The sequence below is a fragment of the Yersinia sp. 2545 StPb PI genome, from assembly GCF_052217125.1.
Taxonomy (GTDB): Bacteria; Pseudomonadota; Gammaproteobacteria; order Enterobacterales; family Enterobacteriaceae; genus Yersinia; species Yersinia enterocolitica_E.
In genome coordinates, this window is the sequence record NZ_JAZGPY010000001.1 from 4,503,612 (window position 1) to 4,530,428 (window position 26,817).

Sequence of the window (26,817 nt, forward strand, 5' to 3'; positions counted from 1 at the left end):
TAAGTTATTCGCCCAAATAGGCCCGGATCACATCCGGGTTATTACGGATTTCGCTGGGTGTGCCTTGTGCTAACGGCGTTCCCTGATTGACCACATAAATGCGATCAGAAATTCCCATCACCAGTTTCATATCATGTTCGATTAACAATACCGAGACTTGGTGTTGGTCACGTAACTCCATAATCAACTGATTCAGTTCATCAGTCTCTTTGGGGTTCAATCCCGCAGCGGGCTCATCTAACATCAATAGCTCAGGGCGAGTCACCATGCAGCGGGCAATTTCCAGACGACGCTGCTGACCATAGGCCAAATTCCCCGCCTGTCGGTTTGCCAGCTCTAATAGGCCGACACGCTCCAACCAAGTGGCTGCACGCTCCAACGCGTCGGCCTCTGCTCGCCGAAAACCGGGGGTTTTCAGCAAACCGGCAAAAACCCCACTTTTAAGGTGCTGATGCTGAGCCACCAGCAGGTTCTCCACCACCGTCATTTCACGGAACAGACGCACATGCTGGAAAGTACGAATCACCCCCATTCGGGCAATCATCTGGCCGGGCAGCCCTTCAAGATGACGATCACGTAACTTAATCGTGCCGCCAGTCGGGCGGTAAAAACCGGTTAGGCAGTTAAAAATTGTGGTCTTACCTGCCCCATTAGGGCCAATCAGCGAGACAATCTCACCCTGATTGAGGGTCAGACCCACATTGTTCACCGCCAGTAACCCACCAAAACGCATGGACAGCCCTTCAACTGCTAACAAAGGTTGCGTATTCATACCTGCTCCCCTTTTTTAGCTTTTATCTCTGCGACTTTTAGCTTTAGCTGTGGCCGTTTCATTGGCAGCAACCCTTGTGGACGCCAAATCATCATCAGTACCATCAATGCACCTAACAGCAACATACTGTAAGCATTGAGGTCACGCATTAATTCCCGCGAAACCACCAGCAATACCGCCGCCAGGATGACCGCGAACTGCGACCCCATGCCACCTAACACCACAATCGCTAGCACGAAAGCCGATTCAACAAAGGTGAAGGATTCAGGACTAACGAAACCCTGTCGGGCGGCAAACAAAGTACCGGCAAAACCAGCAAACGCGGCACTGATAGTAAATGCGGTCAGTTTGATTTTGGTTGGGCTAAGGCCCAATGAGCGGCAGGCGATTTCATCTTCACGCAATGCTTCCCATGCTCGGCCCAGCGGCATACGCAGCAGTCGATTGATCACAAACAAGGTCAGGATCACTAATAACAACGCCACCATATACAAGAAAATGATACGGTCACTAGGATCATAAGTCAGGCCAAAGAAGTTGTGGAAAGTATCCCAACCGCCATCCTTCGCAGTGCGGCTGAACTCTAAACCAAATAGTGTTGGTTTTGGAATTTGGCTAATCCCATTCGGGCCACCGGTGATTTCCGTATTATTGAGCAGCAAAATACGTACAATTTCACCAAAACCCAAAGTGACAATCGCCAGGTAATCCCCCCGCAAACGTAATACTGGGAAGCCCAACAAGAAGCCAGACAGTGCTGCGACTATGCCAGCCAGCGGTAAACTCTCCCAAAAACCTAAACCGTAATAGTGATTCAACAGCGCATAGGTATAGGCACCAATGGCATAAAATCCACCGTAGCCTAGTACCAGCAGGCCAGATAGCCCCACGACAACGTTCAATCCCAACCCCAACATGACATAAATCAACGTCAGGGTCGCAATATCCACTGAACCTCTGGAGACCAGGAACGGCCAGGCGATTGCGGCGATAATAATTGCTGCGGCTAATAGTTTTTGACGGGGGCTGGTGCCATCAAAACTAGGCAATACCCATGCCGGACCAGAGACTTTTTTAATACCTTGCTGGATGTACGGGCGCACCAGTTGGAAGAAAAACACCACGATACAACCCGCGCCAATCCACAGCCAGCGGACTTCTGCCGCCCCTTGCACAATGAGTTTGGTGCCGTCTAACTGCAACTGCAAACCCATTACAAACGAGGCAAGGACGAAGAGCACAAAACTGGAAATAATGGCATTAACAAAGTTGAGTTGTTTCATACTTTTTCAACCTCTGGACGGCCTAAGATCCCAGTAGGCATAACAAGCAGCACCACAATCAGCAATGCGAATGAAACTGCATCTTTGTATTCAGTGCTTAGATAAGCAGAAGTTAATGCTTCAGCCACACCCAGAATCAAGCCACCGATCATCGCGCCAGGAATACTACCAATGCCACCCAATACGGCTGCGGTGAAGGCTTTCATACCGGCCATAAAACCAATATATGGGTTGATAACCCCATAGAACTGGCCAAGTAATACCCCTGCCACGGCGGCCATCAATGCCCCGATAACAAAGGTCAGCGAGATAACCCGGTCAGTATTAATACCCAGCAGGCTCGCCATTTTTAAGTCTTCAGCACAGGCACGGCAGGCACGCCCCATACGGGAATAGCGGATAAATAAGGTTAATGCCAGCATCGCCAAGAAAGTGACTACCCAGATGGTCAGTTGCATGGTGCTGATGGTCGCGGCAAACCCATTGGTTTCTGCCAAAGTCCATTGCCCAGTAACCAAACTCGGTAGTGCTAAATCCCGTGAGCCTTGCGTCAGGCTGACGTAGTTTTGCAGGAAGATTGACATCCCAATCGCCGAGATCAGTGCAATCAAACGCTTGGAGCTACGAACCGGCTTATAGGCCACCCGTTCAATACTCCAACCATAAGCACTGGCGATCACGATAGAGACGAGAAAAGCAGAGCCGATCAATAACCAGCTAGCGTCGATCCCCATCATCATCAATGCGGCGATCACGATAAACGAAACGTAGCTGCCGATCATATACACTTCGCCGTGAGCAAAGTTGATCATGCCGATAATGCCGTACACCATGGTATAACCAATGGCGATCAGCGCATACGTGCTGCCCAACGTAACACCGTTGAACATCTGTTGCAGAAAATAAAGAAACTGCTCTGACATACCCTAACCCTTTGATTCACTTGCCTGGCTGCCCTAGCCAACTGCGCCAAATCTACTGTGTGCAGAGAGGAAAATCCCCCCGAAACATGGGGGGATGCAGTTGGTAAAAGGGGCCGGGTTGCTGCGGGAGCAACCCTACAACTTAATGATTCTAATATTATTGTTATTTGACCGCAGTTGAAGAACCATCTGCGTGCCATTCAAAAATACCGAATTCAAACCCTTTCAAATCGCCTTTTTCATCCCAACTCAATGGCCCCATCACTGTTTCAACCGGCTTACCGGTTTTCAGATCTTTGACCAAATCAGCCGGCTCTTGGCTGCCGCTACGTTCCATTGCTGTGGTTAGCGATTGCAATGCAGCATAGGTTGTCCAAACAAACGGACCGGTTGGGTCAAGTTTCTTCGCTTTCAGCGCATCAACAATAGGCTGGTTAGTTGGCACCTGATCATAACGTTTCGGTAATGTCACCAGCATGCCTTCAGAAGCGTCACCAGCGATATTAGATAGTGAGGAGTTACCAACACCCTCTGGCCCCATAAAGCGAGCTGTCAGACCTGCTTGCTTCGCCTGACGCAGGATCTGCCCCATCTCTGGGTAGTAACCACCAAAGTAGACGAAATCGACATTCTCTTTCTTCAGACGAGCCACCAACGTAGAGAAATCTTTATCACCCGCGGTCACGCCTTCAAACAGCACCACTTCGGTACCTTGCTTTTTCAAGCTGTCACGTACAGAACGCGCCAAGCCTTCACCGTACTGCTGCTTATCGTGTACCACTGCAATACGTTTAGGCTTAATAGTCTCAATGATATATTTGGCAGCGGTTGGGCCTTGATCAGAATCCAAACCGGTGGTGCGCATGATCATTTTGTAACCACGCGTGGTCAGATCGGCATTGGTTGCAGCAGGAGTGATCATAATCACACCTTCATCTTCATAAATGTCTGAAGCAGGCTGAGTTGAAGAAGAGCACAGATGGCCGATAACATAACGAATACCGTCGTTAATGACTTTGTTGGCAACGGCGACAGCTTGTTTCGGGTCGCAGGCATCATCGTATTCCACGCCAACCAGTTTATCGCCTTTGATTCCACCTTTGGCATTGATATCAGCAATAGCCTGACGTGCGCCGGTAAATTCCATGTCACCATATTGGGCAACCGGGCCTGACATCGCGCCAACAATGGCGACTTTAATGTCTTTAGCCAGTACAGAGTGGCTCATCGCCATTGCTATACACCCAGCCAGCAACACTTTACCTTTTGTTAATTTCATCCGCGAATTCCCCATCTGTCATTGTGAACGTGCTTGTTGTGTCGGTCTTAACGTTTTATCGAATGTAACGTTTTATTCATAAGTAATAATGATTTAGTCTCAAAAGTAATAGATTTCTCTAATAAGACTTTATTTTTCATGTCATTAAACAGGAGTTTTATGCTGCAAATCAACTAGGACAAGCAGAAACAAGCGGTGTAAACAGCATAAAATTAGGATTAAATTGAATGGGTTTTACTCAAATGATAGTGGGTTGTGCTGGTTATGTGATCTTTTACTCCGGTAAAACTCGGAAAATGCAGTAGCGAAAAAACATTTTCCGCCGTGAACGTACAGAAAAACTTACACAACGCTCTGGTCTGTGATCTAGTACAATAAACCACAGCCCCATTACCCTTACTTTTTTGTGGTCTCTCGACGATGAAACTGACTATTGAACGATTAACAACCCTTACTCATCAGGATCTTATCGATTTAGCGAAGATCTGGCCTGAACAACAGCCAACGCTCTGGCAGCAGTGGATTAACGATGGTAAGCCGCTGTTTGGCGCGCGTTTTAACGAGCGTCTATTAGGTGCAGTCAAAATCACGGTGAATGGTCAGCAGGCTGAGTTTCAGGATTTGTATGTCAGAGAGGTGACTCGTCGCCGTGGCGTGGGATTATATTTGATCGAAGAAACGCAGCGTCAGTTACCGACAGTACAGCACTGGCAACTTAAGGATGAGCAGGTTATAGCCGAACAACATGAGGCGATGGATGGTTTTATGCACGCCTGTGGTTTTAGCCGTGGCACACAAGGCTGGCACAAATAGCCAGTATCAATAAAATAGCGATCTCAGCTCATTTGGTTTTGCTAGATAAAGCGGGTTTTGCTAAATAAATTTTGTTGATGAAGAGTGCCAAAAAAGCAAAAGGGCGACATTAATAAATAATATCGCCCTTCATGTTACGTCATATCCCGTTGTAACCTAACATCACAGTTGTGTTTAGCTGCAATGCTAATGGTTTTGGGTATATGTATTAGGCTTCAATCGCCATGCGTAATTTTTTCATCGCGTTTTTTTCAAGCTGACGCACACGTTCAGCAGATACACCGTACTGATCGGCCAGTTCCTGCAACGTTGACTTGTTGTCATCGTCCAACCAACGGGCGCGAATAATATGCTGGCTCCGCTCGTCCAATCCTTCCAACGCATAAGACAATTTATCTGCCGCATGGTTATCCCAGTTATCCTCTTCAATGCCATCAGCAAAATCAGAGGTTTTATCCTGTAAATACAGGACCGGCGCCATGGATTGGCCATCACGTGCTTCGTCATCTGGAGATGGATCAAATGTCATATCCTGTGCGGACATGCGTGATTCCATCTCGCGAACATCTTTACTGGTCACACCCAGTTCTTTGGCAACCAGCTCGACTTCATCCTGATTAAACCAACCCAGACGCTGCTTGGTTTTACGCAGGTTGAAGAACAATTTACGCTGAGCTTTGGTGGTTGCGACTTTGACAATTCGCCAGTTACGCAGAACATATTCGTGAATTTCTGCTTTGATCCAATGTACCGCAAAGGACACCAGACGTACCCCGACTTCAGGGTTAAAACGGCGAACCGCTTTCATCAAGCCAATATTACCTTCCTGAATAAGGTCAGCCTGTGGCAAACCATACCCGGAATAGTTGCGGGCAACATGAGCGACAAAGCGCAGGTGAGACAGGATAAGCTGTTTAGCCGCTCCCAGATCGCCCTGGTAATGCAGCCGTTCAGCCAGCTCCCGTTCTTCCTCTGCGGTCAGCATCGGATAGGCGTTGGCGGCCCGAATATAGGCTTCCAGACTACCTTGGGGTACTAAGGCTAAAGTTTGCATTTCTTTGGTCATTCAAAACCCTCTCATTGCATGTTTAGTGCAGTTTTGTCTCAGCGCAGATATTTTAGCATCTGCTTAAACAGATTCAAGCGCTGGGCACATGATCATTTCACTGTGTTATTGGACTGGTTATTGCCGTAAAAGTTCATACTAGATCACACTTTTTGACTCTGGATCTTAGCAGATAACCGGTCAAGCGGATCAGGGAGTATAGATGGAATTCACTACAGCAAATACCTCTTTCCCTGCTTTAGTTCAACACCGCAGGGAAAGAGTATAACAAACATTCTTTACTGCGGTGTAAATCGACGTAAATGTTGGACCGTTGCCAGCCACGCTGCAATCCAGCCGATCATGGCAGAGATCAACACCAGCAACAGGCACTCATCCCAGCTCAAGCCATGTAAGGTAAATTGGGTACCGAACACCGCTGCCACCTGCGTAACCACCGAGCCAAGCTTCCATACCAGCCCTTCTGATAGGATCAGAGATAACACCGCACCACCAAATCCCAGCATTGCCCCACCGTTCAGGAACGGCCGCAGAATGAACCCATCCGTTGCACCAATCAACTTCATAACATTGATAGTATCGCGGCGGCTAAAGATACTCAGACGCACACTGTTACCAATTACCAGGAACACGGCAACCACCATCAAAACACCAATCATGGCCGCGACCTGCCCGACCAGGCCTGTCAGCGCGGCCAAACGGGCAAACCAGCTATCATCCATGCGGACTTCAGCCACCCCTTCCACCTTACTAACCCGATCACGCAGGGTATCCAGCGTCCCTGAGCTTTGGAAATCCAATTTAGGGGTGATGATGGCAACAGCGGGCAGCGGATTTTCTTCCAGCATATCCAGCGCTCCACCAAAACCGGACCAGTTGCGGAACTCACCCATCGCTTCTTCCCGCGACAGATAATTAACCTTCTCCACACCTGCTTCCGCTTTCAGCGTAGTCACCACGTTCTCAGCTGCGTTATCGTCCAGTGCTTTATCTAAATAGACCGTCAGTTGTGGGGTTGGATACCATTGATCTGCCGCCTGACTGACGTTCTTCCACACGATATAGCATACGCTTGGCAGTGTTAACGAAATGGCAATCACCATCACCGTTAACAGTGTCGCCAATGGCTGGCGCATCATATCGGCAATGGCATTAACCCACGAATAGCGCCACTGTTCACGCCAACCGCCTTTTAGCGCTTTGGTTTTTGCTTTCTGTGCGTTATTCGCCATGATGCGCTCCTAACATCCGCCCCTGACTCAATGTCAGAATCGGGTAGCGCCGCCGGGCAATCAACGACGTATCGTGGGTTGCCATCAACACGGTAACGCCCACACGGTTAAATTCTTCAAACAAACGCAAAATACCTTCGGATAATGCATCGTCTAGGTTACCCGTCGGTTCATCAGCCAGTAATACTGCCGGTTTATTCACTACCGCCCGAGCAATGCCTACACGCTGTTGCTCACCGCCGGAAAGTTGAATTGGGAAGTTTTTCGCCTTATCCAACAACCCTACTTTATCCAGTGCTGCGGATACTCTGCGGCGAATATCTTCAGTGCTGGCACCAGCAATAATCAATGGCATAGCGACATTGTCATATACCGTTCTGTCCAACAACAGGTGATGATCCTGGAAGATCATCCCGATCTGGCGACGCAGGAAAGGTACTTCTCGGTTTTTCAAGCGACTGATATCGTGACCACCAAACCATATATGACCGGCACTGGGGCGCTCGATACCACAAATCAGTTTCAGCAGGGTGCTTTTCCCTGCACCGGAATGGCCGGTCAGAAACGCCATTTCCGCTGGGCGCAGATGAAAATCGACCCCTTGGAGCGCCTGTCGTCCGCCCAGATAAGCTTTACTGACCTGTTCAAAGCGAATCATCCGTATTAGTCCTCTCGGGCAAAAAGAGCCTCAATAAAATCGTCAGCCTTAAATGGCCGCAAATCTTCTATACCTTCCCCAACACCGATATAACGGATTGGGATTCCGAACTGATCTGCGATGGCAAAAATCACCCCGCCCTTGGCGGTACCATCCAGTTTAGTTAGGGTAATTCCGGTCAGACCGACTGCTTCATTAAACAGTTTCGCCTGACTCACCGCATTTTGTCCGGTACTGGCATCTAACGTCAGCATAACCTCATGGGGGGCGTCGCCGTCCAGCTTTTTCATCACTCGGACAATCTTCTTCAACTCTTCCATCAGGTGGGCTTTATTTTGTAAACGCCCGGCAGTGTCCGCCAGCAGCACATCAATACCTCGGGCTTTCGCTGCCTGAATAGCATCGAAAATCACCGAAGCAGAGTCTGCACCGGTATGCTGTGCCACCACGGCAATCTTGTTACGATCCCCCCAAACTTGCAGTTGTTCTACCGCAGCCGCGCGGAAAGTATCACCCGCCGCCAGCATGACAGATTTACCTTCAGCCTGGAATTGACGTGCCAGTTTCCCGATGGTGGTAGTTTTCCCCACACCATTAACGCCAACCATTAAGATAACAAAGGGATTTTTGCCACTGACATCCAATGGCTTGTCTACTTTAGACAGAATTTCAGACATTTCCTCTTTAAGCTTGCCATATAACGCTTCGGCATCTTTTAGCTGCTTACGACTGGCATGTTCGGTTAGAGAGGTAATAATTTTACGGGTAGTTTCGACGCCAACGTCGGCGATCAGGAGCTGTTCTTCTAACTCTTCAAACAGATCGTCGTCGATTTTCTTACCACTAAACAGCCCCATAAAACCGGAGCCAAGATTCTGCTTGGTTTTAAGTAAGCTGCGTTTTAAACGAGCAAAAAAACCTTCTTTGGTTGGGCGTTCTTGTTCCTGAACCGCTACCGGCACAATTTCGTTTACCGCTTCAAGCTCTGTTTGTGACTCAAATTCTTCTTCAATTACTGCTGTTTCGCCGCTAACCTCGACCCACGGCTCTTCCACAATAGCTTGTGGCGTAGAGACATCGAGAACCAAGTTATCTTCTGTCAATGGCAGTTCTGGCGCACTGACGGTGCCTTCATCCCATTGAGCAACATTATCGTCTTCATTCTCATGTTGTGAGAAATGATGTTGTAAATACTGAGGATCAGAAGAGAAATCTATCGGTTCTTGACCCCCCTGCGCTGTAGGGTCTACATCCAGCTCAGGCAGAATTTCAGCCGCGGCTTCACTGACAACGGCGCTATCCCATTCACCCGGTGCGGCAGTGACATGCTCTTCTACCTCAACAGGTGGATGCTCAGATGCTATCTCAATCTGTTTCTCACTGATGGCTTGCTCTTCAGCATGCTCAGCAACACCTTCTTTTTCAGTAGCCAATGGCTCTGTTGGTTGTTCTTCATTCTGACGGCCAAGGCCCAGCCAGGAAAAAAAACCACGTTTTTTTTCTTTTGCCATTTGCGACTACACTCCTCGCGGTTTAATCATGGCTTTACCCTTATGACTTCGGGTTTGCATAAAATAAGATAATAGTTTGCAAGTCTATCACTTTCCCCTGAACAGCAACACGCGCACGATGCTGGTTTCTATTGTGAATTCAGTCAACAAAGGTTTAACGTTTCCCCCACACAGCAGTCGTAGGTAGAATAGCGATTAACTCTTTTATTCAGCGCTGCAATACTGACCAACTTTCAAGCAAAGCAATCTATGGCAAAACGACCTACAACACGATCGACAACCCAACGATCTAGCGCAAAACCGGCGGTACATCAGGCAGCGGGGCAGATCCGCATCATTGGTGGCAAATGGCGAGGCCGTAAATTGCCCGTGCCTGATAGCCCAGGGCTACGCCCAACCACTGACCGGGTCAGAGAGACACTGTTTAACTGGCTGGCACCGATGATTCAGGGTGCCCGGTGTCTGGATTGCTTTGCTGGCAGCGGCGCATTGGGGCTGGAAGCGCTATCCCGTTATGCCGGTGAAGCCATATTATTAGAAGCCGATCGGCATGTCGCCAAGCAACTTGGCAGCAATCTGGCATTATTGAGTGCCGAGAATGGTCAAGTAGTGAATACCAATTCTTTGCAGTGGCTGGCTCAACCGGGGCAGCCTTTTGATCTGGTATTCCTTGATCCCCCTTTCCGTAAAGGCTTGTTAGCTGAAACCATCACACTGCTGGAGCAATATAACTGGCTGGCAGAACAGGCTTGGATTTACGTTGAAGCTGAGGCTGAAAGTGCCGCTGCGGATGTTCCCGGCAGTTGGCAGTTACATCGCGAGAAAATTGCCGGTCAAGTGGCCTATCGTCTCTATATTCGTAATGAACAGACTCACCAACACGCTGTATCAGCGGAAGAACTGGAGCAACACCATGTGGATTAATCTCGGCCGGTTATTGATGTTAGGGGTATGGTTTTTCTTACTGCTAAATCTGTTCCAACCCTTCCCTAAACCATTGAGATACTTTATTAATGTTGCCATGATATTTATGGTTTTGATGCATGGTTTGCAACTGGTTCTACTCAAATCTACACAACCTAAAGATCAACCGATCAGTGGCTTGCAGCAACTTAAAATCTTTGTGTTCGGTGTCTTTGAATTACTGGCCTGGCAAAAGAAGCAACCATCACTGCCTAAAAAATAAACTTATCTGCCGCCTGCAACTTCAAGTCTATTGGATATACCTTGGTTGTAGCGGCAAATTGTTGATTGCAGGCTGACTTATTTGGCGACAGATTTAGTCGGGGACTGACGTCGGGGTAAAACCAATATAGCGGGAGCCTTGTAAACGTAACGTTCCCTGTGCGCCTTGTACAATACTATTATACGCCTGCTGTGGCAGTATCACTTTGATTTCACGGTTACTTTTCACCTCAATACTACTGATAAGTGGCTGGAAAGTAACTTCATAGCGTTTTTCTTCTGCGACAATTTCTTCGCGCTGCCGTGAGCGACGATTGGGCGCTAATACTTCTCGTTTATTAATGACTTCAACTTGTAAACTGCGCACCAGCGCTCGGTCATTTTCTGTATCCTGCCGTTTTTTTTGCCAATACTGACGGGTCGCCAATACGGCTATCAGTACCACCACAGCAATCAATAATAACGGAGGTTTATTCATACACTACCCATCAGGACTTATTGCCCGGCAGATAGGGGAAACTCATCACATTACTGCCCAATTCAGAGATCCGAGCGCTGCCCTTTTCCGTCACGGCATCGATACGAATCACCGAATGAAGAGGAATATAGCTGCGGTTAACACCTGAAAATTCTGTTTTCAGTTTTTCAGTTGAAGGGTCCACCAGCAATGTTGATTGACTATCAAAGACAAAATCAGCAATTTCAATAAACCCAAACAAGTTACTCGGGCCTACCTCACGGACATAGAGCTGATAATTCTTACCGTTATTTATAAATTGAATACGATAAAGCAATTGTTCATTGGCCATGGCGCTACTGCCTCTATCCCTTGATTTAGCGAAAGGAAATCGGCCTTAACATAACATGTGGGCCAAACAACACCAAGATCTCCGCTGGCGGATGGTGCCGCTAAATCTGATTATGCGGACTGTTACGCATTAAGTGGCACAAATCATGCAAATCACAATAGCGTCGCTATCGCTCTTGGCTTCCATCCCTTACACTTGATGAATGTATACTCGGAGTCATTAGCATTACGGATTATCATTACAACACAGGTACTTTCACTAAAACCTGCATAGAAAAAAGGATAAATAATGAGCTGGCCATTCCTTGCCGTATTTTTTTCTGGTTGGTTGTTTGTTGATGCAACTTACCGAGGCCCACGCTGGCAGCGTTGGGTATTCAAACCTGTCACCCTGTTACTTTTACTGTTACTTGCCTGGCAAGCACCTATTCTTGGTCCTGTCGGCTATCTCATTGTCTTGGGCTTACTTGCGACTCTGGTAGCTGATGCATTATTACTGCTACCCAGTGAGCGCTTACTTTATGCTCTGGGCGCATTCTTCCTTTCCCATTTACTCTATACCATCAGTTTTGCCAGCCAGATGACATTCACGCTGTTCTGGCCTCTTCCATTGGTTTTGATCGTGATTGGCGCATTACTGATAGCCACTATCTGGACACGGCTGGAAGATATGCGCTGGCCAGTGATCGCTTTCGTTGGCATGACGTTACTGATGGTCTGGATGGCGGGCGAACAATACTTTGCCCGCAGCACAGATTTAAGCTTCTCTCTGCTGGCAGGTACCGTGTTACTGCTGGTTTCGCATAGCATTTGGCTACTGAATCGCTATCGTTTTTCATTCCGGGCTTCAGATGCAATTGTCGCTGGTTGCTACTTTGTCGGGCATTTCCTGATTGTCCGGTCGCTGTATTTGTAACTAAATCAGTACCGCAATACGTTTTTAGCCGTTTGAGCTGCGTGCTCCACCAAAGGGGCGCGCATTTCAATGCGCTGGATACGCTCACTTTAGTCATACCCTGCCAGGTAGCAAAAATCCCATTTAGCAATTACTCTCATTTCCCTCTTGACTCTGGAGTTGACTCCAAGGTGTAGAGTGCTGCAATACCTGTTACATGCTTTCCAGGAGGCACCATGCATTCACATTCTGAACATCAGCATCCAACGGATACACACAACAACTGTGGCTGTGGTCACACTCATGCCAAACAACAAACCGGTTGCAGCAGCCAGAAAACAACCAGTGCCAGCAATGACAGCTCAGACTCAGTGAGTGAACACTCACATAATGATGGGGGTTGCTGTAGTCAGGGCCAAAGCGATGAGGGTGATGACGAAAGCGACATACTCGCGCCAGCGATATCTGCAGATAACCAGCGCTTCAGTTGGCAGGTCAAAGGGATGGACTGCCCAAGCTGTGCCCGAAAAATTGAAAATGCCGTCAGTAATCTGGTCGGGATTGAAAATGTAAAAGTCCTCTTTGCCACAGAAAAATTAGTGGTTGATGCACGCACAGATATCCGCCCTCAAGTCGTGAATGCAGTCACTCAGGCTGGATTCACTCTGGTCGATACCCAATCAAGCGCAGGAAGTAAAGCCGCTGCGCCAGAATCACGCCTGCGCGAATACTTACCTATCGCATTATTAACCACACTGATGCTTATCAGTTGGGGGATCTCGTTATTCAGCCTTGAACTAAGTGAGTTTGCCTTCACTGCAACCACCATTGTCGGTCTGATCCCGATCACCGCCAAAGCCTGGAAGCTTATCCGCTCTGGGACTCCCTTCGCCATTGAAACCTTGATGAGCGTGGCAGCTATCGGGGCGATGTTTATTGGCGCAACCGCTGAAGCGGCCATGGTATTACTGCTGTTTATGGTCGGCGAACTGCTCGAATCTTATGCCGCAAACCGTGCACGCCGTGGGGTAACTGCCCTGATGGCACTGGTGCCAGAAGAGGCACTGTTGTTAAAAGACGGTGAGCGTAGGCAGGTTCCTGTCGCCAGTTTGCGCCCCGGCGATATCATCGAAATCTCGCCCGGTGGCCGCTTACCCGCAGATGCCGAACTAATGACCCCTTTTGCCAGTTTCGATGAAAGCGCCCTCACCGGAGAATCTATCCCTGTTGAGCGTCAGCAAGGCGAAAAAGTTGCGGCCGGGAGCTTATCGGTCGATCGCGCCACTGAAATGCGAGTTATCTCAGAACCCGGCAATAATGCTATTGACCGTATTCTGCAACTAATTGAATTAGCAGAAGAACGCCGAGCACCCATTGAGCGTTTCATTGACCGCTTCAGTCGTATTTATACGCCAGCGATCATGCTGCTTTCAGCGCTGGTCATGTTAGTACCGCCTTTGGCTTTCGCCGAACCTTGGGAAACCTGGCTGTACCGCGGCCTGACACTATTACTGATAGGTTGCCCATGTGCGTTGGTTATCTCCACACCTGCGGCAATTACATCTGCATTAGCGGCGGCAACCCGCCGTGGTGCATTGATCAAAGGGGGAGCAGCACTGGAGCAGTTGGGCCGAATTCAAACGGTTGCCTTTGACAAAACCGGCACCCTGACCGAGGGCAAACCTAAAGTTACCGATATTCTGCCTATAGCCGGTGTGAGTGAAACCCGCCTGTTAGCGTTGGCCGCCGCCGTTGAAGCTGGCTCCCACCATCCGTTAGCGATCGCTATTATGCAACGCGCACAGCAAAACACCCCAATATTGCCACTGGCGAGTGAGCGTCGAGCTCTGGCGGGGGTGGGTGTTGAAGGTGTGGTTAATGGTCTGACGGTGCGCGTCAGCGCCCCCAGTAAGTTGCCCCCACAGTTATTGACTGCTGAGTGGCAAACACAGCTCGACCAGTTGGAAAGCAGCGGTAAAACAGCCGTCGCCGTGCTGGAAGATGAAACGCTAATTGGTTTATTGGCATTACGTGACACGTTACGAACTGATGCCAGACAAGCCATTGATGCGCTGAAGAAGTTAGGTATTCAGGGGGTGATGCTCACTGGCGATAATCCACGAGCCGCAGCGGCAATTGCCGGTGAATTGGGGATTGATTACCGCGCCGGATTACTGCCCGCTGATAAAGTGCAAGCGGTTATGGCATTGAATGCGGCACAACCTACGGTGATGGTCGGTGATGGCATCAATGATGCTCCGGCGATGAAAGCAGCCAGTATTGGTATTGCCATGGGTAGTGGCACCGATGTGGCATTGGAAACAGCCGATGCCGCGTTGACCCACAACCGGTTAACCGGATTAGCAGAAATTATTCTGTTATCACGGGCGGCCAACGCCAATATCCGCCAGAACATTACTATCGCACTGGGCCTAAAGGGAATCTTCCTGGTTACCACACTACTGGGCTTAACCGGTCTCTGGTTAGCAGTATTAGCAGATTCCGGTGCTACCGCCTTAGTAACAGCCAATGCGTTACGGCTACTGCGCAAGCGGGATGTTTGAATCAAGCATCGGTTCTGATAATTGGGGCAGAGGCGGGTGTTACTGCGCTTTTGCCCCTTTCTTGACTAAATACCGATACGGCGTCTGCCCGATATCTTGTGCCAACAACTGATGGTCCATAAAACGGCAAAAACCGGGAATATCGCGGGTGGTGGCAGGGTCGTCAGCAATAATCAGTAGAGTTTGGCCATCTTCCATGTGCCGGACCGTTTTTCGCACCATCATCACCGGCTCAGGGCAGCGCAGGCCCAGTGCATCAAGTGTTTTGTCTGGATTGGCAAAAATATCGGTCATGGTGAGTCTCTTGTTGGTCGTTATGGGTTTGCTAGCAGTATAAAGATAAAATATAAGCCCGTGTGCGAAGGCGGATAGTTTACCCCGTCGATTTTTAGGCGCAAGCGACGCTAACGTTTGCGTTAAAATTAGCCATTGCATTCGTTGCGCAAACGCGTATTATGCCGCCGCGTCGCAGAAATTGCGGCACATTCTGTTTGGGTTCCCTCACCCCAATAACCAAAAAGGTCACATTTATGTTTTCGTTTACTGCCCAACAGCGGATGACCGCTTTGGTATGGCTGTCGCTATTCCATATTGTCATCATTACCTCCAGCAACTACCTGGTGCAATTACCGATCGCTATCTTCGGTTTTCATACCACCTGGGGCGCTTTTACTTTTCCGTTTATCTTCCTTGCCACTGACCTGACTGTGCGGATTTTTGGTGCTCCTTTGGCGCGCCGGATCATTCTGTCGGTTATGGTGCCAGCGTTGCTGATTTCATATCTGATTTCAGCCCTGTTTTATCAGGGGAGTTGGCAGGGGTTACCGGCATTAACCAGCTTTAACTTGGTGGTAGCCCGTATCGCGATTGCCAGCTTTATGGCCTATGTACTCGGCCAGATTCTGGATGTTCAGGTATTTAACCGCCTGCGTCAGCGCAGTGCCTGGTGGGTTGCCCCTACTGCTGCCATGTTCTTTGGCAATATCAGTGACACCATGGCGTTCTTCTTTATTGCGTTCTATCGCAGTACTGACCCATTTATGGCTGCAAACTGGGTAGAAATCGCTTTGGTGGATTATAGCTTTAAGCTGCTGATCTGCATGTTGTTCTTCCTACCCGCCTATGGCGTGATGCTCAATGTATTGCTGAAATATTTTGCCCGACAGACCGAACAGCAAGCACTAAAGCAGGCTACTGCCACTGAACAATAGATTGCTTTTAGCGTCTGAATAAGGTGCGATAAGGCCATACCCAGATTAGTTGGCGTTGCAGGGGTGTCACTAACCCCCTGTAAGTTCAAGTAACAAGGGGATATTAATCATCAATAAAGGGATTCCCATGCATAAAATAACCAAATTTCTTGCTGTCGGTCTGTTGGTTGCAGGATTAAGTGCTTGTGATGGCAACAGCAATAGTAACGTGGGCCAACCGGTCAGCCTGCTGGAAGGCAAAGTGGCCTTCAGCTTGCCGGCAGACTTGTCTGATCAAAGCGGAAAGATGGGCAATCAAGCGAATAACATGCACGTTTACGCCAATAAAACCGGCGATAAAGCAGTTATCGTGATTTTAGGTGATAACACCAATGAAGAACTGGAAGTACTGACAACGCGTTTAGCAGACCAGCAACGCGCCCGTGATGCTAACCTGCAAGTCGTCACCAATAAAGCCATTAAAATTGACGGACAACCGTTCCAGCAGTTAGATAGCATTATTACCAGTGGCGGCCAGAAAGCCTATTCGTCTGTGTTGATGGGTAAAGTCGATAACCATTTGATGACAATACAAATTACGCTGCCCGCAGATAATCAGCAGCAAGCTCAGACTGAAGCCGAATCGATTATTAGCACGCTCAAGCTAAAATAGTATTCCTTAACAGAGCGCGGCTCATCAGCGCTCTGCCTGCATTATCCTTTTCCAAAATTAAGCTAAAGCCTGTGCCAATAAAGTGATGGGATGTTCGCATTTTTTGCTGGTCGACATTTCAATCTGCCACTTACAGGTTTCGCAATCGGTAATCACCAAATCAACCCCACTCTCCTCGATTTGCTGGAACAGTGAGGCACCAATCCCTTGCGATGTTGCGTAGTTCTCTGATTTAAAACCGTAAGTTCCGGCAATCCCGCAACACTGCGAATCCAATACCACCAGCTCAATACCGGGGATACGCTGTAGTAAAGCCAGGGTATAGGCCGTCCAGCCCATTTTCTCCATATGGCAAGGTGTGTGATAGGCAATACGCAACGGCGTATTGTTTGCCGAGAACAGCGCTTTCAACGGTAAGTCGCGCCCCTGATCCAATAAGCGGTAGAGATAGCGTGTCGCCAACTCCACTTTGTCGCGCACGGGTGCAGTATCAACATCTAACAAGTGCGGATACTCATCACGCAAGGTAAAGGTGCAACTTGATGAAGTTGCTACTACCGGGATATCCCGCCCGATAACCGCATCAGTCAGGGATTCCAGATTCACCCGTGCCTGTTTTTTCGCCTGCTCAATAAATCCATTAGCAATCAGGGGTACGCCACAGCATTTTTCCCGTTTAAGTAATTGAACGCCAATGTTCATCGCATTGAATACACTGACTAAATCTTTACCTAACTGGGGATGATTGTAATTTACGAAGCAGCCATGGAAAAATGCCACCTGTTCGCTATATTGCTGCTGTTTTTCAGCTTGTTTACGATACCAGCGGCGAAAGGTACCAAACGAGTATTTTGGTAATTCACGCCGATGATCAATTTTCAGCGCTTTATCCAACAAGGCACGCACCGGTTTCAAACCGGTGACCGCATTCACTACCGGTGCAAACGGTGTTGAGAGGGTGCCCATGATATCGGTATGACTGAGGATCGCATCGCGCAGTTTGGGTTTATTGCTGCTGTAACTGGCTTTAGCACGTTGGATGATGTCGCCGATTTTAACATCGGACGGGCATGCCACTTCGCAACGTTTGCAGTTCGTGCAATATTTCAATGCATCGTCATACAGTGCCGGATCTTTCAAACGTAAGCGCTCACCATCAGGGCCAGCCTGCTTCGGCCCCGGATAAAGCGGGTTAACCTTGGCGACCGGGCAATAAGTGGTGCACACCGTACACTTAATACAACTTTCAAAACTGTTATCCCGTGCCAAGTGTTTATCCTGCGGCAAATGTTGATTCTGAGAAAAAGTGTTGCTGTCTCCGTTCTGCGGTAACCACGTCATAATGTCACCTCCATTGCGTTGACAATCTGCTCTGCAACAAACAGTGCGCTGGTTAGTGAAACCCCTGCGCCACAGCCTTGTTGCAACGGATCGTATCCCCCCAGTACCGCACCGATAACATGTAGATTATCCAGTGCAATACCCCCACGTAGCGCCCGTAACCGGTTATCAGTGTTAACCCCAAATTGCAGATAAGGCTGGGGCGCAAACATATTGCTGCGGCTCCAGTCGGCACGGTTCGGTAGCGATAAAATATCCAGATCCAGTATCGGTTCGTAAACATGCTCAAAAGTGGCCACTAACCCATTGCTAAAGAAGCTACCGCTGGCCAGCACCATCTGGGCGGCACGCAACGGAATATCGCCATGGTTACGGCTATAAAGCCCAGTAATCCGGTCCCCCACCAGCTCAGCACGTAATACCGCATCACCGGGCATGACAATGCCCCCCAATTGCTGGAAGCGATGGCGCAGAGCCTGATGTAATCGCATACCAAGTAACGACGGTGGTAGCGTCGGCAGCAGTTGAATGGGTTTCCCGACTGCGGCTCGCAATGCTTCCAGTGGCGCAGACACATCCAGCCCGATACAAGCTGGCAGCAAAATCATTTCTGCTGCTGATGACAGACGGGATAACTCATCCGCCAGCGGTTGCAGGTTTTCTGGTAAATCCAGCACACGAGCAATATTGACCGCACGAAATTCGCTAGGGTTATCCCGCAGACGATCAAACGCCGGTAAATGCAGATAATCTGGCGTCGCATCAACACCTTGCTCTTGTAAGGCGCTGGCAACCATTTGTGGTTGGAAATCGAGGAAACCTTCAATACCAATTACCGCGACTTTTTGCCACGGCAGCGGGCCTTCCAATGGTGCAACCGGGATATCCGCCGGGCTGAGCCAGGTTGGCCGGCAACTGCCCAACGGCGTAAGCCGCAGGTGGTTCTTCGCCGCGCTGCCCACCAATTTCAGGCCGCACCGCTGTAAAAGAGATTCAGCTTCTTGTGCTAATTCACCCACTTGTGCCACTTGCCCCATCTTGCTATAGGGGTGTTCAGGCGCTAATTCAGCCAAGGTCGCGAGTGCGGATAACGGCTGGCTGACTGCCTGCCCATCCGGTAATTTTGCCAATAGATCCAAAGAGCCGGAGGAAAAGTGCAGCGCATTTTGCCCGGCGCTGACAATCGCACAATATTTGCCTTGCTCAGCCAGGCGGATACCGCACGCCAGACCAGCCAAGCCACCACCGATGATAATGACATCAAATTTCATCTGGTTTCTCCTGAACGTTGGCCGCAGACGGGGTGTCATCCAGACCACACAGCCCTTGATAAACCCAGTGCGTAAATTCACTCTCCCGCAAAGCATCGCCCCAAGCTATCGGGCGCACACCTTTCCAACGCTCATTAAGAAATTGCACCAGCTGTTCACGGGATTGCTGCGGCGTGGTCACTTTAAAGCGGCTGAGTAAACCCGCGGCCCGGCAGGCACAGAGTTCACCCTGACAGGTCCCCATGCCAACACGGGTACGACGACGTAAATCCAGTAGGTTATTGACCGATAGCGATTCAATCGCATAGCGCACTTCGCCGGCAGTCACTGCCTCGCATTCGCACACCAGGCTATTATCCAGCCGGTTTCCGGCCAATAGTTGTGTCGCGCGATCCCCATGGCGATAAACCGCTGAGCCACGAATACTGGCAGGCAGAGAAATGACTTTGCTGAGAGTTTGCTCCGCTGATTGCTGTGAACCGGGTAGTGGCGCTTGGGCGGTGGTACAGGCTGCGGTAATACCTAATTTTTCACACACTTTATCTGTTGCCCACTCCGCCATCAGACGGTAGGTCATCAGCTTGCCACCGGTAATGGTGATAAAACCTTCCAGACCATCGCGGTTAGCATGATCCAGTAACACAATGCCACGGCTGACATTGCGCCCCGACGGGTCATCATCACTGGCAACCAGCGGCCTGACACCGGCGTAAGCACGTAAGATGCGCGTTTGCGCCAACTGGGGTGAAAGTTTTGATCCTTCGCGGATTAAGGTATCCACCTCTTGTGCCGTTACTACCATATTATCGATTTGATCGTATTCAATATGGGTTGAGGTCGTCCCGATCAATGAGATGGTGTCGCCCGGAACCAAAATATCAGCATCAGCCGGTTTACGACAGCGGTTGATCACCATGTTGTTGATCCGATGACCCAAGATCAACAGAGCACCTTTTGCCGGAAACATGCGGATACGAAGATCAGCATATTCAGCAATATGTTGCCCCCAGATCCCCGCAGCGTTGACCACTATTTGTGCATGAATATCATACTGGCGCTGATTCTTATGATCGAAAACGCGCACGCCGCTCACCCTATCACCGTGGCGTAGCAAGCCAATAACTTCGTGATAAGTCAGTACATTCGCACCGTGCTCACGCGCATCCAGCATATTCGCGGCAGTTAAACGGAAGGGATCGACGGTACCATCTGGCACGCGGACGGCAGCAATCAATGTCGGATTAGCAGCAGGCTCCAGCCGTAAGGCCAGCTTTGGATCAATGGCTTCGGCCTCGATACCGGCGTCCTGGCAGCGCGCGATAAATTGCTGCTGATATTCCAGCGAGTCTTCCGGCAACGTGATAAACAGGCCATCCGTTTGCTCAATACAATGCCGTGCAATACGTTTCAGAATACGGTTTTCTTCAATACATTCGCGGGCAGATTCGCCATCAGTTACCGCATAGCGTGCGCCGCTGTGTAGCAAGCCATGGTTACGGCCAGTCGCACCAGTGGCAATGTCATGCCTCTCCAAGAGCGTACAGGCTAAACCACGGCGAGCGCAGTCACGGGCAATCCCGGCACCGGTCGCACCACCACCAATGATGATGACATCCGTTTCTGTGTAAGGAGAACTGTTCGTCATGAAGGACCCCACATTATCAGACAGCCGCCTGGCGGCTAATTATGCGTCTATTGAGCCACAATCTTTAAGGTTATTGTTTGATAAGGAACAAAAACGAACGAAAAACGAAAGCAATGTGGTGTTTAAAAACCATGATTGTGATCAAAGTCACAGGTAATTTGTCATTATGGGTTTCAAAATGTTAACCAATCGCTCAAAATTGCCGCCGCTTTCATATAACTGTAACAAATGAGCCATCACTCACAGATAAGTTATGCGAATTTATCTAGCATGGCGCTCGTTATGGAACATAAACGACAGCAAGTTAGCCGTTTAACTACCGGGTAGATACCAGGCTATACCGGGGTCAAAAACTACAAAAAAGCCATCGGAGGCACTCATGTTGAGTATTTTTAAGCCCGCGCCGCATCAGGCCCGGCTTCCAGCAGAACAGATTGATCCCACCTACCGCCGCCTACGCTGGCAAATCTTTATGGGCATCTTTTTCGGTTACGCCGCCTACTATCTGGTGCGTAAAAACTTTACTCTCGCCATGCCGTATTTGATCGAACAAGGGTTCTCTCGCGGGGATCTGGGCTTCGCGTTATCGGGTATTTCTATTGCCTACGGTTTCTCAAAATTCATCATGGGTTCGGTTTCTGACCGGTCTAACCCACGGATATTCCTCTCTGCCGGTTTGATTCTCGCCGCCGCCGTGATGCTGTTTATGGGCTTTGTGCCTTGGGCAACATCTAGTATCGCCGTGATGTTCGTGCTGCTGTTCTTATGTGGCTGGTTCCAGGGTATGGGTTGGCCGCCATGTGGCCGTACTATGGTGCACTGGTGGTCGAAGAAGGAACGCGGCAGTATCGTGTCAGTCTGGAACTGCGCCCATAACGTCGGTGGTGGCTTACCACCATTACTGTTCCTGCTGGGGATGGCGTGGTTTAACGACTGGAAAGCTGCACTCTACATGCCTGCTTTTGGTGCCATTCTGGTGGCATTGATTGTCTTTGGTCTGATGCGTGATACCCCTCAATCCGTGGGCTTGCCGCCGATTGAAGAGTACAAAAACGACTATCCAGACGACTACAGTGAAGAAGCAGAAGAAGAACTGACAGCTAAACAGATCTTCATGCAATACATATTGCCCAACAAACTGTTGTGGTACATCGCGATTGCTAACGTTTTTGTTTATTTACTGCGTTACGGCATCCTCGACTGGTCACCGACCTACCTGAAAGAAGTGAAACACTTCGCACTGGATAAATCCTCATGGGCTTATTTCCTGTATGAATACGCTGGTATTCCAGGGACGCTGTTGTGCGGTTGGATGTCTGACAAAGTGTTTAGAGGTAACCGCGGGGCCACCGGTGTGTTCTTTATGACTCTGGTGACTATCGCTACCATCATTTACTGGCTGAACCCGGTCGGTAACCCAGGTATCGATATGGCCTGTATGATCACCATCGGCTTCCTGATCTATGGCCCGGTAATGTTGATTGGCTTACATGCGCTTGAATTAGCACCGAAAAAAGCAGCAGGGACCGCAGCGGGCTTCACCGGCTTGTTCGGTTATCTGGGCGGCTCGGTAGCAGCGAGTGCCATCGTCGGTTATACCGTGGACTACTTCGGTTGGGACGGCGGCTTTATGGTCATGATCGGCGGCAGTATCTTGGCTGTTCTGTTACTGATCGTTGTGATGTTTAGTGAGAAAAAGCATCACGCAGAGCTGGCTAGAAAACAGGGCTTATAAGTTCATCTAGTTACGTTTTTTCAGGCTGTGTCGTTATTGATGGATTTATAGCGACATAGCCTTTTTCATACCCTGAGATTGATAAATGGAGCACTATCAATGCAAACCCACATCAAAACCCTGTTGGCGAGTATTATTCTGGCATCCTCAGTTACCGGTATGGCTCAGGCCACCGAGCAGTCATCAGTAGTCACCAAACCGTCGGCAAGCAAAGTTGTCATCGCACATCGTGGTGCCAGTGGTTATCTGCCGGAGCATTCACTGCCCGCTAAAGCCATGGCCTACGCACAAGGTGCGGATTATCTTGAACAAGATTTGGTGATGACCAAAGATAATGAGTTGGTGGTTCTGCACGACCATTATCTGGATCGCGTGACCGATGTGGCTGAGCGCTTCCCCGATCGCGCACGCAAAGATGGCCGCTATTACGCCATTGATTTTACGCTACCAGAAATTAAATCACTGAAATTTACCGAAGGCTTTGATATTGATAAAGACGGTAAGAAAGTGCAGAGCTATCCGGGCCGTTTCCCGATGGGCAAATCTGACTTCCGTGTACATACCTTCCAGGAAGAGATTGAATTTGTTCAAGGTTTGAATCATTCGACCGGTAAAAACGTTGGGATTTACCCAGAAATAAAAGCACCGTGGTTCCATAAACAAGAAGGGAAAGACATCTCAACCAAGGTGTTGGAAGTACTGAAACAGTACGGTTACACCACCAAGGGCGATAAAGTTTATCTGCAATGCTTTGATGCCAATGAATTAAAACGCATCAAAAACGAGCTGGAACCGAAGATGGGTATGGACCTGAAACTGGTCCAACTGGTGGCTTATACCGACTGGAATGAAACCTACGAACAGAAACCTGATGGCAAATGGGTCAATTACAGTTACGACTGGATGTTCAAGCCAGGAGCGATGAAGCAAGTAGCACAGTATGCCGATGGCATCGGCCCTGACTACCATATGCTGGTGGTTGAAACCTCTACGCCGGATAACATCAAGCTGACCAATATGGTCAAAGATGCGCATGCCAACAATATGATGGTTCACCCGTACACCATCCGTGCGGATAAGCTGCCGAAATACGCGACTAACGTCAATCAGCTATTCGATATTATCTACAATCAAGCGCAGGTTGACGGGGTGTTTACTGACTTCCCGGATCAAGGTGTGCAGTTCCTGCAAAAACAGGGGCAACACCAGTAAGTTGATGCTCTGAGATAACGGAATAAACCAGTGGCGCAATTATGTTTAATGCGCCACTTTTTCGTTTACGAAAAGTTTAATTTACTTCGTTAAATCAGTTAGTTATCTGTTCCTAAAAACATCTTACGCAAATAGTGTGGTACTGCATCATCGGCGTTTGAACCTATCACTTCCAGATTCGGTAACATGTCTTTTAGCCGTTGATGCGCATCACGCATGATGCAGCCTTTGCCAGACATCGACAGCATTTCCAGGTCATTCATACCATCACCAAAAGCGATACATTCTTTCAGTGAATAACCGATAATTTTGGCAACTTGATCAAGCGCATGCCCCTTAGAGACACCGCCGCCCATCACTTCCAGACAGGTTGGGAAAGAAAAACTGACATTAACTCGATCGCCCCAACGTGCATTGATGGCTTCTTCTAAAATCAACAACTTGTCATGATCTTCACAGGTGAAGTAAACCTTACACACACCATCGGTTGGCAGTAATGCAGGTTCAAATACCTGATAATTAAATACCGACTCACGGAAAAATTCTTTCTGTGCCGGGCTTTCACGGTTCATAAACCATTCGTCGTTCAGGTAGACGTTGGTCAGGATATCCGGGTTATTGTGCTCAATATTGTACAAATCACGCGCAATATCTGCATCAAGGTTATGACTAAAAATCAGCTCTCCCGCCGTGTTGTGCACCCGTGCGCCGTTGGAGGTAATCATGAAGGCACTGATTTCCAAGCTATCGCGGATTTGTGCCACATCGATATGATGGCGACCAGTGGCAAACACAAAATGCACGTCGCGCTGCGTCAGCAACTTGAGTGTTTCTTTAGTATATGGCGTTAAAAGATGATCAGGTGATAGCAGGGTGCCATCTAAATCGGAAGCAACAACATGATACATAGCGGTATGTTCTAACCTCTGGTGGCGTCGGAGCCATAATGGCCGACTGATGATTGATGTTGCGCGAAAAAGCGCAATATGGCGCTCAGCGCCTCGGCACGAAGCTGGTCCCGCTCGAACAGGATCTCATGGCGTGCACCTTGAACTCTCTTAGGTTGTCCCCCTTCGCAAGGGTGTCCTGCCAAAGTCATTGCCTGAGAAAAAGCATCATGAGCCGGGTTATGTACTACCCGATCCTCACTGGCTTGTAATAATAGAACCGGCGTGGTTATCTTTTCTGCTTGCGCGATAATTTGCTCGCCCACCAGCAGACTTTCTCGGATCCAATGATAGGTTGGCCCACCAAGACGTATTTCCGGTGTATCCGCATATTGGCGTAAATAGCGGCGATATCGCTCACGGCTATGGGTTAACACATTGACCAGATAGGGCAGTGGCCGCCACTGGCCGGTACCAATAGCATAATAGTCGCGCAGCGTTTGATGCCTTTCGGCCCAGTCGACAATGCGGTGAGCCAGCCAGCCGGGCATCGGTAAGTGGATACCAAACATCGGAGCACATAATGCTACCGCATTAAACACATCCGGTTCTCTGGCCAGAAAACGCGTTAGAATTGCACCCCCCATTGAATGAGCCAGGGCAAATCGCTGCTGATAATGGCTATCAGTTATTTCGCGCTGCACTAACTGCGCAAAATCCTCAATATAATCATCAAACTTAATCACATGACCACGGTTACCATCCTCAAGCAAGCGACCCGACCGCCCTTGCCCACGATGATCCAGCACTATCACATCATAGCCTTGCTGAAACAGATCATAAGCCACTTCAGGATATTTAACGTAACTTTCAATGCGACCGGGCACCACCACCACCACTCGAGTGTGTTGTGGTGCACGAAAGCGGACATAGCGAATCGGAATATCATCGACGCCGATAAACTCATCCTCATCTCGCTGTTGCCAAAAATCTAACAGCGGCCCGTTAACAAAAGCAGCAAACTGCTCTTCACGCGTTAACCAGCTATTGTCTAACGGCATAGCGTGGCTCGATATAGCATGACCTTGTAAATCATGACTGATGACATCCTTTGACCGGAATTGCTCAATGTTCAATACACCTGATATTCTGGTAAACCCAGTCGTTCTGTGAGCCATAGCACAACTATTAGCAATAGAGTATTGTGGCATAAATTTATGCATTCAGGGAGCTTTGCCGATGACCTTAGACTGGTGGTTAACCTATCTACTGACCACATTGATCCTCAGCCTGTCCCCTGGTTCTGGGGCCATTAACACCATGAGCACCGCCATCAGCCACGGTACGCGCGGGGTTGTGGCCTCAATTTGCGGGCTGCAATTGGGATTAGCCGTGCACATTGTATTAGTTGGCGTGGGGTTGGGTGCACTGATTTCACAATCCTTGCTGGCATTTGAAATACTAAAATGGCTTGGTGCGGCTTACTTAATCTGGCTTGGGATTCAGCAATGGCGCGCTGCCGGTGCGCTGGATCTGCATGCGCTAGCCAACAGTATGCCGCGGCGAAAACTGTTTAAACGCGCGGTGTTTGTTAACCTTACCAACCCAAAAAGCATCGTTTTTCTAGCGGCATTATTCCCACAATTTGTGCTGCCACACCAACCGCAAGTGGCGCAATATCTGATTCTCGGCACCACCAGCGTGGTGGTTGATATTATTGTGATGATTGGTTACGCCACCCTCGCTACCCGAATTGCTGGCTGGATTAAATCACCACAACAAATGAAATTACTGAACCGGATATTTGGTGGCTTATTTATGCTGGTAGGCGCGTTATTGGCAACCGCCAGAAAAGTGTAATGCTAATTCAAACA

Annotated in this window: 26 protein-coding genes; 10 read left to right on the forward strand and 16 right to left on the reverse strand. The window is 49.1% G+C overall.

Features of this window, described 5'->3' with window-relative positions:
- Positions 1-4 precede the first annotated feature (4 nt).
- From livG to V1955_RS20915, 4 genes are all read right to left on the reverse strand, one after another.
- Complete coding sequence (livG, locus tag V1955_RS20900) at positions 5-772, reverse strand: high-affinity branched-chain amino acid ABC transporter ATP-binding protein LivG (RefSeq protein WP_083161971.1); 768 nt, start codon at positions 770-772, stop codon at positions 5-7.
- Entirely contained in the window at positions 769-2,055 is a 1,287-nt protein-coding gene (locus V1955_RS20905; protein WP_083161969.1) for a high-affinity branched-chain amino acid ABC transporter permease LivM, read from the reverse strand. The genes livG and V1955_RS20905 overlap by 4 nt, the downstream gene beginning before the upstream one ends.
- Complete coding sequence (livH, locus tag V1955_RS20910) at positions 2,052-2,978, reverse strand: high-affinity branched-chain amino acid ABC transporter permease LivH (RefSeq protein ID WP_083161967.1); 927 nt, start codon at positions 2,976-2,978, stop codon at positions 2,052-2,054. The genes V1955_RS20905 and livH overlap by 4 nt, the downstream gene beginning before the upstream one ends.
- Before the next feature lie 163 nt (positions 2,979-3,141).
- On the reverse strand, positions 3,142-4,257 hold the full coding sequence (locus tag V1955_RS20915; protein WP_083161965.1) for a branched-chain amino acid ABC transporter substrate-binding protein: 1,116 nt from the start codon (positions 4,255-4,257) through the stop codon (positions 3,142-3,144).
- Between the two features lie 420 nt (positions 4,258-4,677).
- Here V1955_RS20915 and panM point away from each other — a divergent pair, with 420 nt between their 5' ends.
- Positions 4,678-5,070 (forward strand): aspartate 1-decarboxylase autocleavage activator PanM, encoded by a 393-nt coding sequence (panM, locus tag V1955_RS20920; protein WP_083161963.1) that lies wholly within the window; start codon positions 4,678-4,680, stop codon positions 5,068-5,070.
- A gap of 208 nt (positions 5,071-5,278) precedes the next feature.
- Here the strand turns inward: panM and rpoH are convergent, their stop codons facing one another.
- The 4 genes from rpoH to ftsY form a co-directional block, all read right to left on the reverse strand.
- A complete protein-coding gene (rpoH, locus tag V1955_RS20925; RefSeq protein WP_004391342.1) occupies positions 5,279-6,136 on the reverse strand; it encodes an RNA polymerase sigma factor RpoH in 858 nt (285 codons plus the stop codon).
- 278 nt (positions 6,137-6,414) lie between these two features.
- On the reverse strand, positions 6,415-7,368 hold the full coding sequence (gene ftsX, locus V1955_RS20930; protein ID WP_083161961.1) for a permease-like cell division protein FtsX: 954 nt from the start codon (positions 7,366-7,368) through the stop codon (positions 6,415-6,417).
- Entirely contained in the window at positions 7,358-8,026 is a 669-nt protein-coding gene (ftsE, locus tag V1955_RS20935) for a cell division ATP-binding protein FtsE (RefSeq protein ID WP_019213191.1), read from the reverse strand. The genes ftsX and ftsE overlap by 11 nt, the downstream gene beginning before the upstream one ends.
- Positions 8,027-8,031: 5 nt before the next feature.
- Positions 8,032-9,537, reverse strand: coding sequence for a signal recognition particle-docking protein FtsY (gene ftsY / locus V1955_RS20940; protein WP_442821363.1), 1,506 nt, complete (start codon positions 9,535-9,537; stop codon positions 8,032-8,034).
- A 249-nt stretch (positions 9,538-9,786) separates the two neighbouring features.
- Here ftsY and rsmD point away from each other — a divergent pair, with 249 nt between their 5' ends.
- Both rsmD and V1955_RS20950 read left to right on the forward strand, forming a co-directional pair.
- Positions 9,787-10,461: a 16S rRNA (guanine(966)-N(2))-methyltransferase gene (gene rsmD, locus V1955_RS20945; protein WP_083161957.1), complete on the forward strand. Its 675-nt coding sequence runs from the start codon at positions 9,787-9,789 to the stop codon at positions 10,459-10,461.
- Positions 10,451-10,723, forward strand: a complete 273-nt coding sequence (locus tag V1955_RS20950) for a DUF1145 family protein (RefSeq protein WP_032906890.1) — start codon at positions 10,451-10,453, stop codon at positions 10,721-10,723. The genes rsmD and V1955_RS20950 overlap by 11 nt, the downstream gene beginning before the upstream one ends.
- A 93-nt stretch (positions 10,724-10,816) precedes the next feature.
- Here the strand turns inward: V1955_RS20950 and V1955_RS20955 are convergent, their stop codons facing one another.
- Both V1955_RS20955 and V1955_RS20960 read right to left on the reverse strand, forming a co-directional pair.
- Positions 10,817-11,200, reverse strand: coding sequence for a DUF2500 domain-containing protein (locus V1955_RS20955; RefSeq protein ID WP_083161955.1), 384 nt, complete (start codon positions 11,198-11,200; stop codon positions 10,817-10,819).
- A gap of 10 nt (positions 11,201-11,210) precedes the next feature.
- On the reverse strand, positions 11,211-11,531 hold the full coding sequence (locus V1955_RS20960) for a DUF1820 family protein (RefSeq protein ID WP_083161953.1): 321 nt from the start codon (positions 11,529-11,531) through the stop codon (positions 11,211-11,213).
- 288 nt (positions 11,532-11,819) lie between these two features.
- On the opposite strand from V1955_RS20960, the gene V1955_RS20965 reads away from it, so the two are divergent.
- Together V1955_RS20965 and V1955_RS20970 are read left to right on the forward strand one after the other, a co-directional pair.
- Positions 11,820-12,446, forward strand: coding sequence for a lysoplasmalogenase (locus V1955_RS20965; RefSeq protein WP_083161950.1), 627 nt, complete (start codon positions 11,820-11,822; stop codon positions 12,444-12,446).
- 215 nt (positions 12,447-12,661) lie between these two features.
- Positions 12,662-14,989, forward strand: a complete 2,328-nt coding sequence (locus V1955_RS20970) for a zinc/cadmium/mercury/lead-transporting ATPase (RefSeq protein WP_442821364.1) — start codon at positions 12,662-12,664, stop codon at positions 14,987-14,989.
- A gap of 39 nt (positions 14,990-15,028) precedes the next feature.
- On the opposite strand, the gene tusA is transcribed toward V1955_RS20970, so the two are convergent.
- A complete protein-coding gene (tusA, locus tag V1955_RS20975) occupies positions 15,029-15,283 on the reverse strand; it encodes a sulfurtransferase TusA (RefSeq protein ID WP_083161945.1) in 255 nt (84 codons plus the stop codon).
- A 236-nt stretch (positions 15,284-15,519) separates the two neighbouring features.
- On the opposite strand from tusA, the gene V1955_RS20980 reads away from it, so the two are divergent.
- Together V1955_RS20980 and V1955_RS20985 are read left to right on the forward strand one after the other, a co-directional pair.
- Positions 15,520-16,200, forward strand: a complete 681-nt coding sequence (locus tag V1955_RS20980; RefSeq protein WP_372560056.1) for a 7-cyano-7-deazaguanine/7-aminomethyl-7-deazaguanine transporter — start codon at positions 15,520-15,522, stop codon at positions 16,198-16,200.
- Positions 16,201-16,327: 127 nt separating this feature from the next.
- Positions 16,328-16,852: a DcrB family lipoprotein gene (locus V1955_RS20985; protein WP_083161941.1), complete on the forward strand. Its 525-nt coding sequence runs from the start codon at positions 16,328-16,330 to the stop codon at positions 16,850-16,852.
- A 57-nt stretch (positions 16,853-16,909) separates the two neighbouring features.
- Here V1955_RS20985 and glpC read toward each other — a convergent pair whose 3' ends face one another.
- The 3 genes from glpC to glpA are packed head-to-tail and all read right to left on the reverse strand — an operon-like array spanning position 16,910 to position 21,109.
- Entirely contained in the window at positions 16,910-18,193 is a 1,284-nt protein-coding gene (glpC, locus tag V1955_RS20990; protein ID WP_372560057.1) for an anaerobic glycerol-3-phosphate dehydrogenase subunit GlpC, read from the reverse strand.
- Positions 18,190-19,464: a glycerol-3-phosphate dehydrogenase subunit GlpB gene (glpB, locus tag V1955_RS20995; protein ID WP_442821365.1), complete on the reverse strand. Its 1,275-nt coding sequence runs from the start codon at positions 19,462-19,464 to the stop codon at positions 18,190-18,192. The genes glpC and glpB overlap by 4 nt, the downstream gene beginning before the upstream one ends.
- Positions 19,454-21,109, reverse strand: a complete 1,656-nt coding sequence (glpA, locus tag V1955_RS21000; protein ID WP_083161937.1) for an anaerobic glycerol-3-phosphate dehydrogenase subunit A — start codon at positions 21,107-21,109, stop codon at positions 19,454-19,456. Before glpA ends, glpB begins: the two co-directional genes overlap by 11 nt.
- A gap of 379 nt (positions 21,110-21,488) precedes the next feature.
- On the opposite strand from glpA, the gene glpT reads away from it, so the two are divergent.
- Both glpT and glpQ read left to right on the forward strand, forming a co-directional pair.
- Entirely contained in the window at positions 21,489-22,844 is a 1,356-nt protein-coding gene (glpT, locus tag V1955_RS21005) for a glycerol-3-phosphate transporter (protein WP_083161935.1), read from the forward strand.
- Between the two features lie 99 nt (positions 22,845-22,943).
- Complete coding sequence (gene glpQ, locus V1955_RS21010; RefSeq protein WP_372569754.1) at positions 22,944-24,056, forward strand: glycerophosphodiester phosphodiesterase; 1,113 nt, start codon at positions 22,944-22,946, stop codon at positions 24,054-24,056.
- 98 nt (positions 24,057-24,154) lie between these two features.
- Here glpQ and yigL read toward each other — a convergent pair whose 3' ends face one another.
- Both yigL and pldB read right to left on the reverse strand, forming a co-directional pair.
- Positions 24,155-24,964 (reverse strand): sugar/pyridoxal phosphate phosphatase YigL, encoded by an 810-nt coding sequence (gene yigL, locus V1955_RS21015; RefSeq protein WP_083161931.1) that lies wholly within the window; start codon positions 24,962-24,964, stop codon positions 24,155-24,157.
- An 11-nt stretch (positions 24,965-24,975) separates the two neighbouring features.
- The gene (pldB, locus tag V1955_RS21020) at positions 24,976-26,004 is read right to left on the reverse strand and encodes a lysophospholipase L2 (protein WP_083164008.1); all 1,029 of its coding nucleotides are present in this window, start codon (positions 26,002-26,004) and stop codon (positions 24,976-24,978) included.
- 178 nt (positions 26,005-26,182) lie between these two features.
- Here pldB and rhtB point away from each other — a divergent pair, with 178 nt between their 5' ends.
- Entirely contained in the window at positions 26,183-26,803 is a 621-nt protein-coding gene (gene rhtB, locus V1955_RS21025) for a homoserine/homoserine lactone efflux protein (RefSeq protein ID WP_005188003.1), read from the forward strand.
- Positions 26,804-26,817: the final 14 nt, after the last annotated feature.

What these genes read in the sequence shown, in the direction of transcription:
- panM (WP_083161963.1), top strand. Translation starts at nt 4,678, where the DNA reads ATGAAACTGACTATTGAACGATTAACAACCCTTACTCATCAGGATCTT.
- V1955_RS20960 (WP_083161953.1), bottom strand. Translation starts at nt 11,531, where the DNA reads ATGGCCAATGAACAATTGCTTTATCGTATTCAATTTATAAATAACGGT.
- glpC (WP_372560057.1), bottom strand. Translation starts at nt 18,193, where the DNA reads ATGACGTGGTTACCGCAGAACGGAGACAGCAACACTTTTTCTCAGAAT.
- rpoH (WP_004391342.1), bottom strand. Translation starts at nt 6,136, where the DNA reads ATGACCAAAGAAATGCAAACTTTAGCCTTAGTACCCCAAGGTAGTCTG.
- V1955_RS20950 (WP_032906890.1), top strand. Translation starts at nt 10,451, where the DNA reads ATGTGGATTAATCTCGGCCGGTTATTGATGTTAGGGGTATGGTTTTTC.
- livG (WP_083161971.1), bottom strand. Translation starts at nt 772, where the DNA reads ATGAATACGCAACCTTTGTTAGCAGTTGAAGGGCTGTCCATGCGTTTT.
- V1955_RS20905 (WP_083161969.1), bottom strand. Translation starts at nt 2,055, where the DNA reads ATGAAACAACTCAACTTTGTTAATGCCATTATTTCCAGTTTTGTGCTC.
- glpB (WP_442821365.1), bottom strand. Translation starts at nt 19,464, where the DNA reads ATGAAATTTGATGTCATTATCATCGGTGGTGGCTTGGCTGGTCTGGCG.
- rsmD (WP_083161957.1), top strand. Translation starts at nt 9,787, where the DNA reads ATGGCAAAACGACCTACAACACGATCGACAACCCAACGATCTAGCGCA.
- yigL (WP_083161931.1), bottom strand. Translation starts at nt 24,964, where the DNA reads ATGTATCATGTTGTTGCTTCCGATTTAGATGGCACCCTGCTATCACCT.
- ftsE (WP_019213191.1), bottom strand. Translation starts at nt 8,026, where the DNA reads ATGATTCGCTTTGAACAGGTCAGTAAAGCTTATCTGGGCGGACGACAG.
- pldB (WP_083164008.1), bottom strand. Translation starts at nt 26,004, where the DNA reads ATGCCGTTAGACAATAGCTGGTTAACGCGTGAAGAGCAGTTTGCTGCT.
- livH (WP_083161967.1), bottom strand. Translation starts at nt 2,978, where the DNA reads ATGTCAGAGCAGTTTCTTTATTTTCTGCAACAGATGTTCAACGGTGTT.
- rhtB (WP_005188003.1), top strand. Translation starts at nt 26,183, where the DNA reads ATGACCTTAGACTGGTGGTTAACCTATCTACTGACCACATTGATCCTC.
- glpA (WP_083161937.1), bottom strand. Translation starts at nt 21,109, where the DNA reads ATGACGAACAGTTCTCCTTACACAGAAACGGATGTCATCATCATTGGT.
- V1955_RS20970 (WP_442821364.1), top strand. Translation starts at nt 12,662, where the DNA reads ATGCATTCACATTCTGAACATCAGCATCCAACGGATACACACAACAAC.
- glpQ (WP_372569754.1), top strand. Translation starts at nt 22,944, where the DNA reads ATGCAAACCCACATCAAAACCCTGTTGGCGAGTATTATTCTGGCATCC.
- glpT (WP_083161935.1), top strand. Translation starts at nt 21,489, where the DNA reads ATGTTGAGTATTTTTAAGCCCGCGCCGCATCAGGCCCGGCTTCCAGCA.
- V1955_RS20955 (WP_083161955.1), bottom strand. Translation starts at nt 11,200, where the DNA reads ATGAATAAACCTCCGTTATTATTGATTGCTGTGGTGGTACTGATAGCC.
- tusA (WP_083161945.1), bottom strand. Translation starts at nt 15,283, where the DNA reads ATGACCGATATTTTTGCCAATCCAGACAAAACACTTGATGCACTGGGC.
- ftsY (WP_442821363.1), bottom strand. Translation starts at nt 9,537, where the DNA reads ATGGCAAAAGAAAAAAAACGTGGTTTTTTTTCCTGGCTGGGCCTTGGC.
- V1955_RS20985 (WP_083161941.1), top strand. Translation starts at nt 16,328, where the DNA reads ATGCATAAAATAACCAAATTTCTTGCTGTCGGTCTGTTGGTTGCAGGA.
- ftsX (WP_083161961.1), bottom strand. Translation starts at nt 7,368, where the DNA reads ATGGCGAATAACGCACAGAAAGCAAAAACCAAAGCGCTAAAAGGCGGT.
- V1955_RS20915 (WP_083161965.1), bottom strand. Translation starts at nt 4,257, where the DNA reads ATGAAATTAACAAAAGGTAAAGTGTTGCTGGCTGGGTGTATAGCAATG.
- V1955_RS20980 (WP_372560056.1), top strand. Translation starts at nt 15,520, where the DNA reads ATGTTTTCGTTTACTGCCCAACAGCGGATGACCGCTTTGGTATGGCTG.
- V1955_RS20965 (WP_083161950.1), top strand. Translation starts at nt 11,820, where the DNA reads ATGAGCTGGCCATTCCTTGCCGTATTTTTTTCTGGTTGGTTGTTTGTT.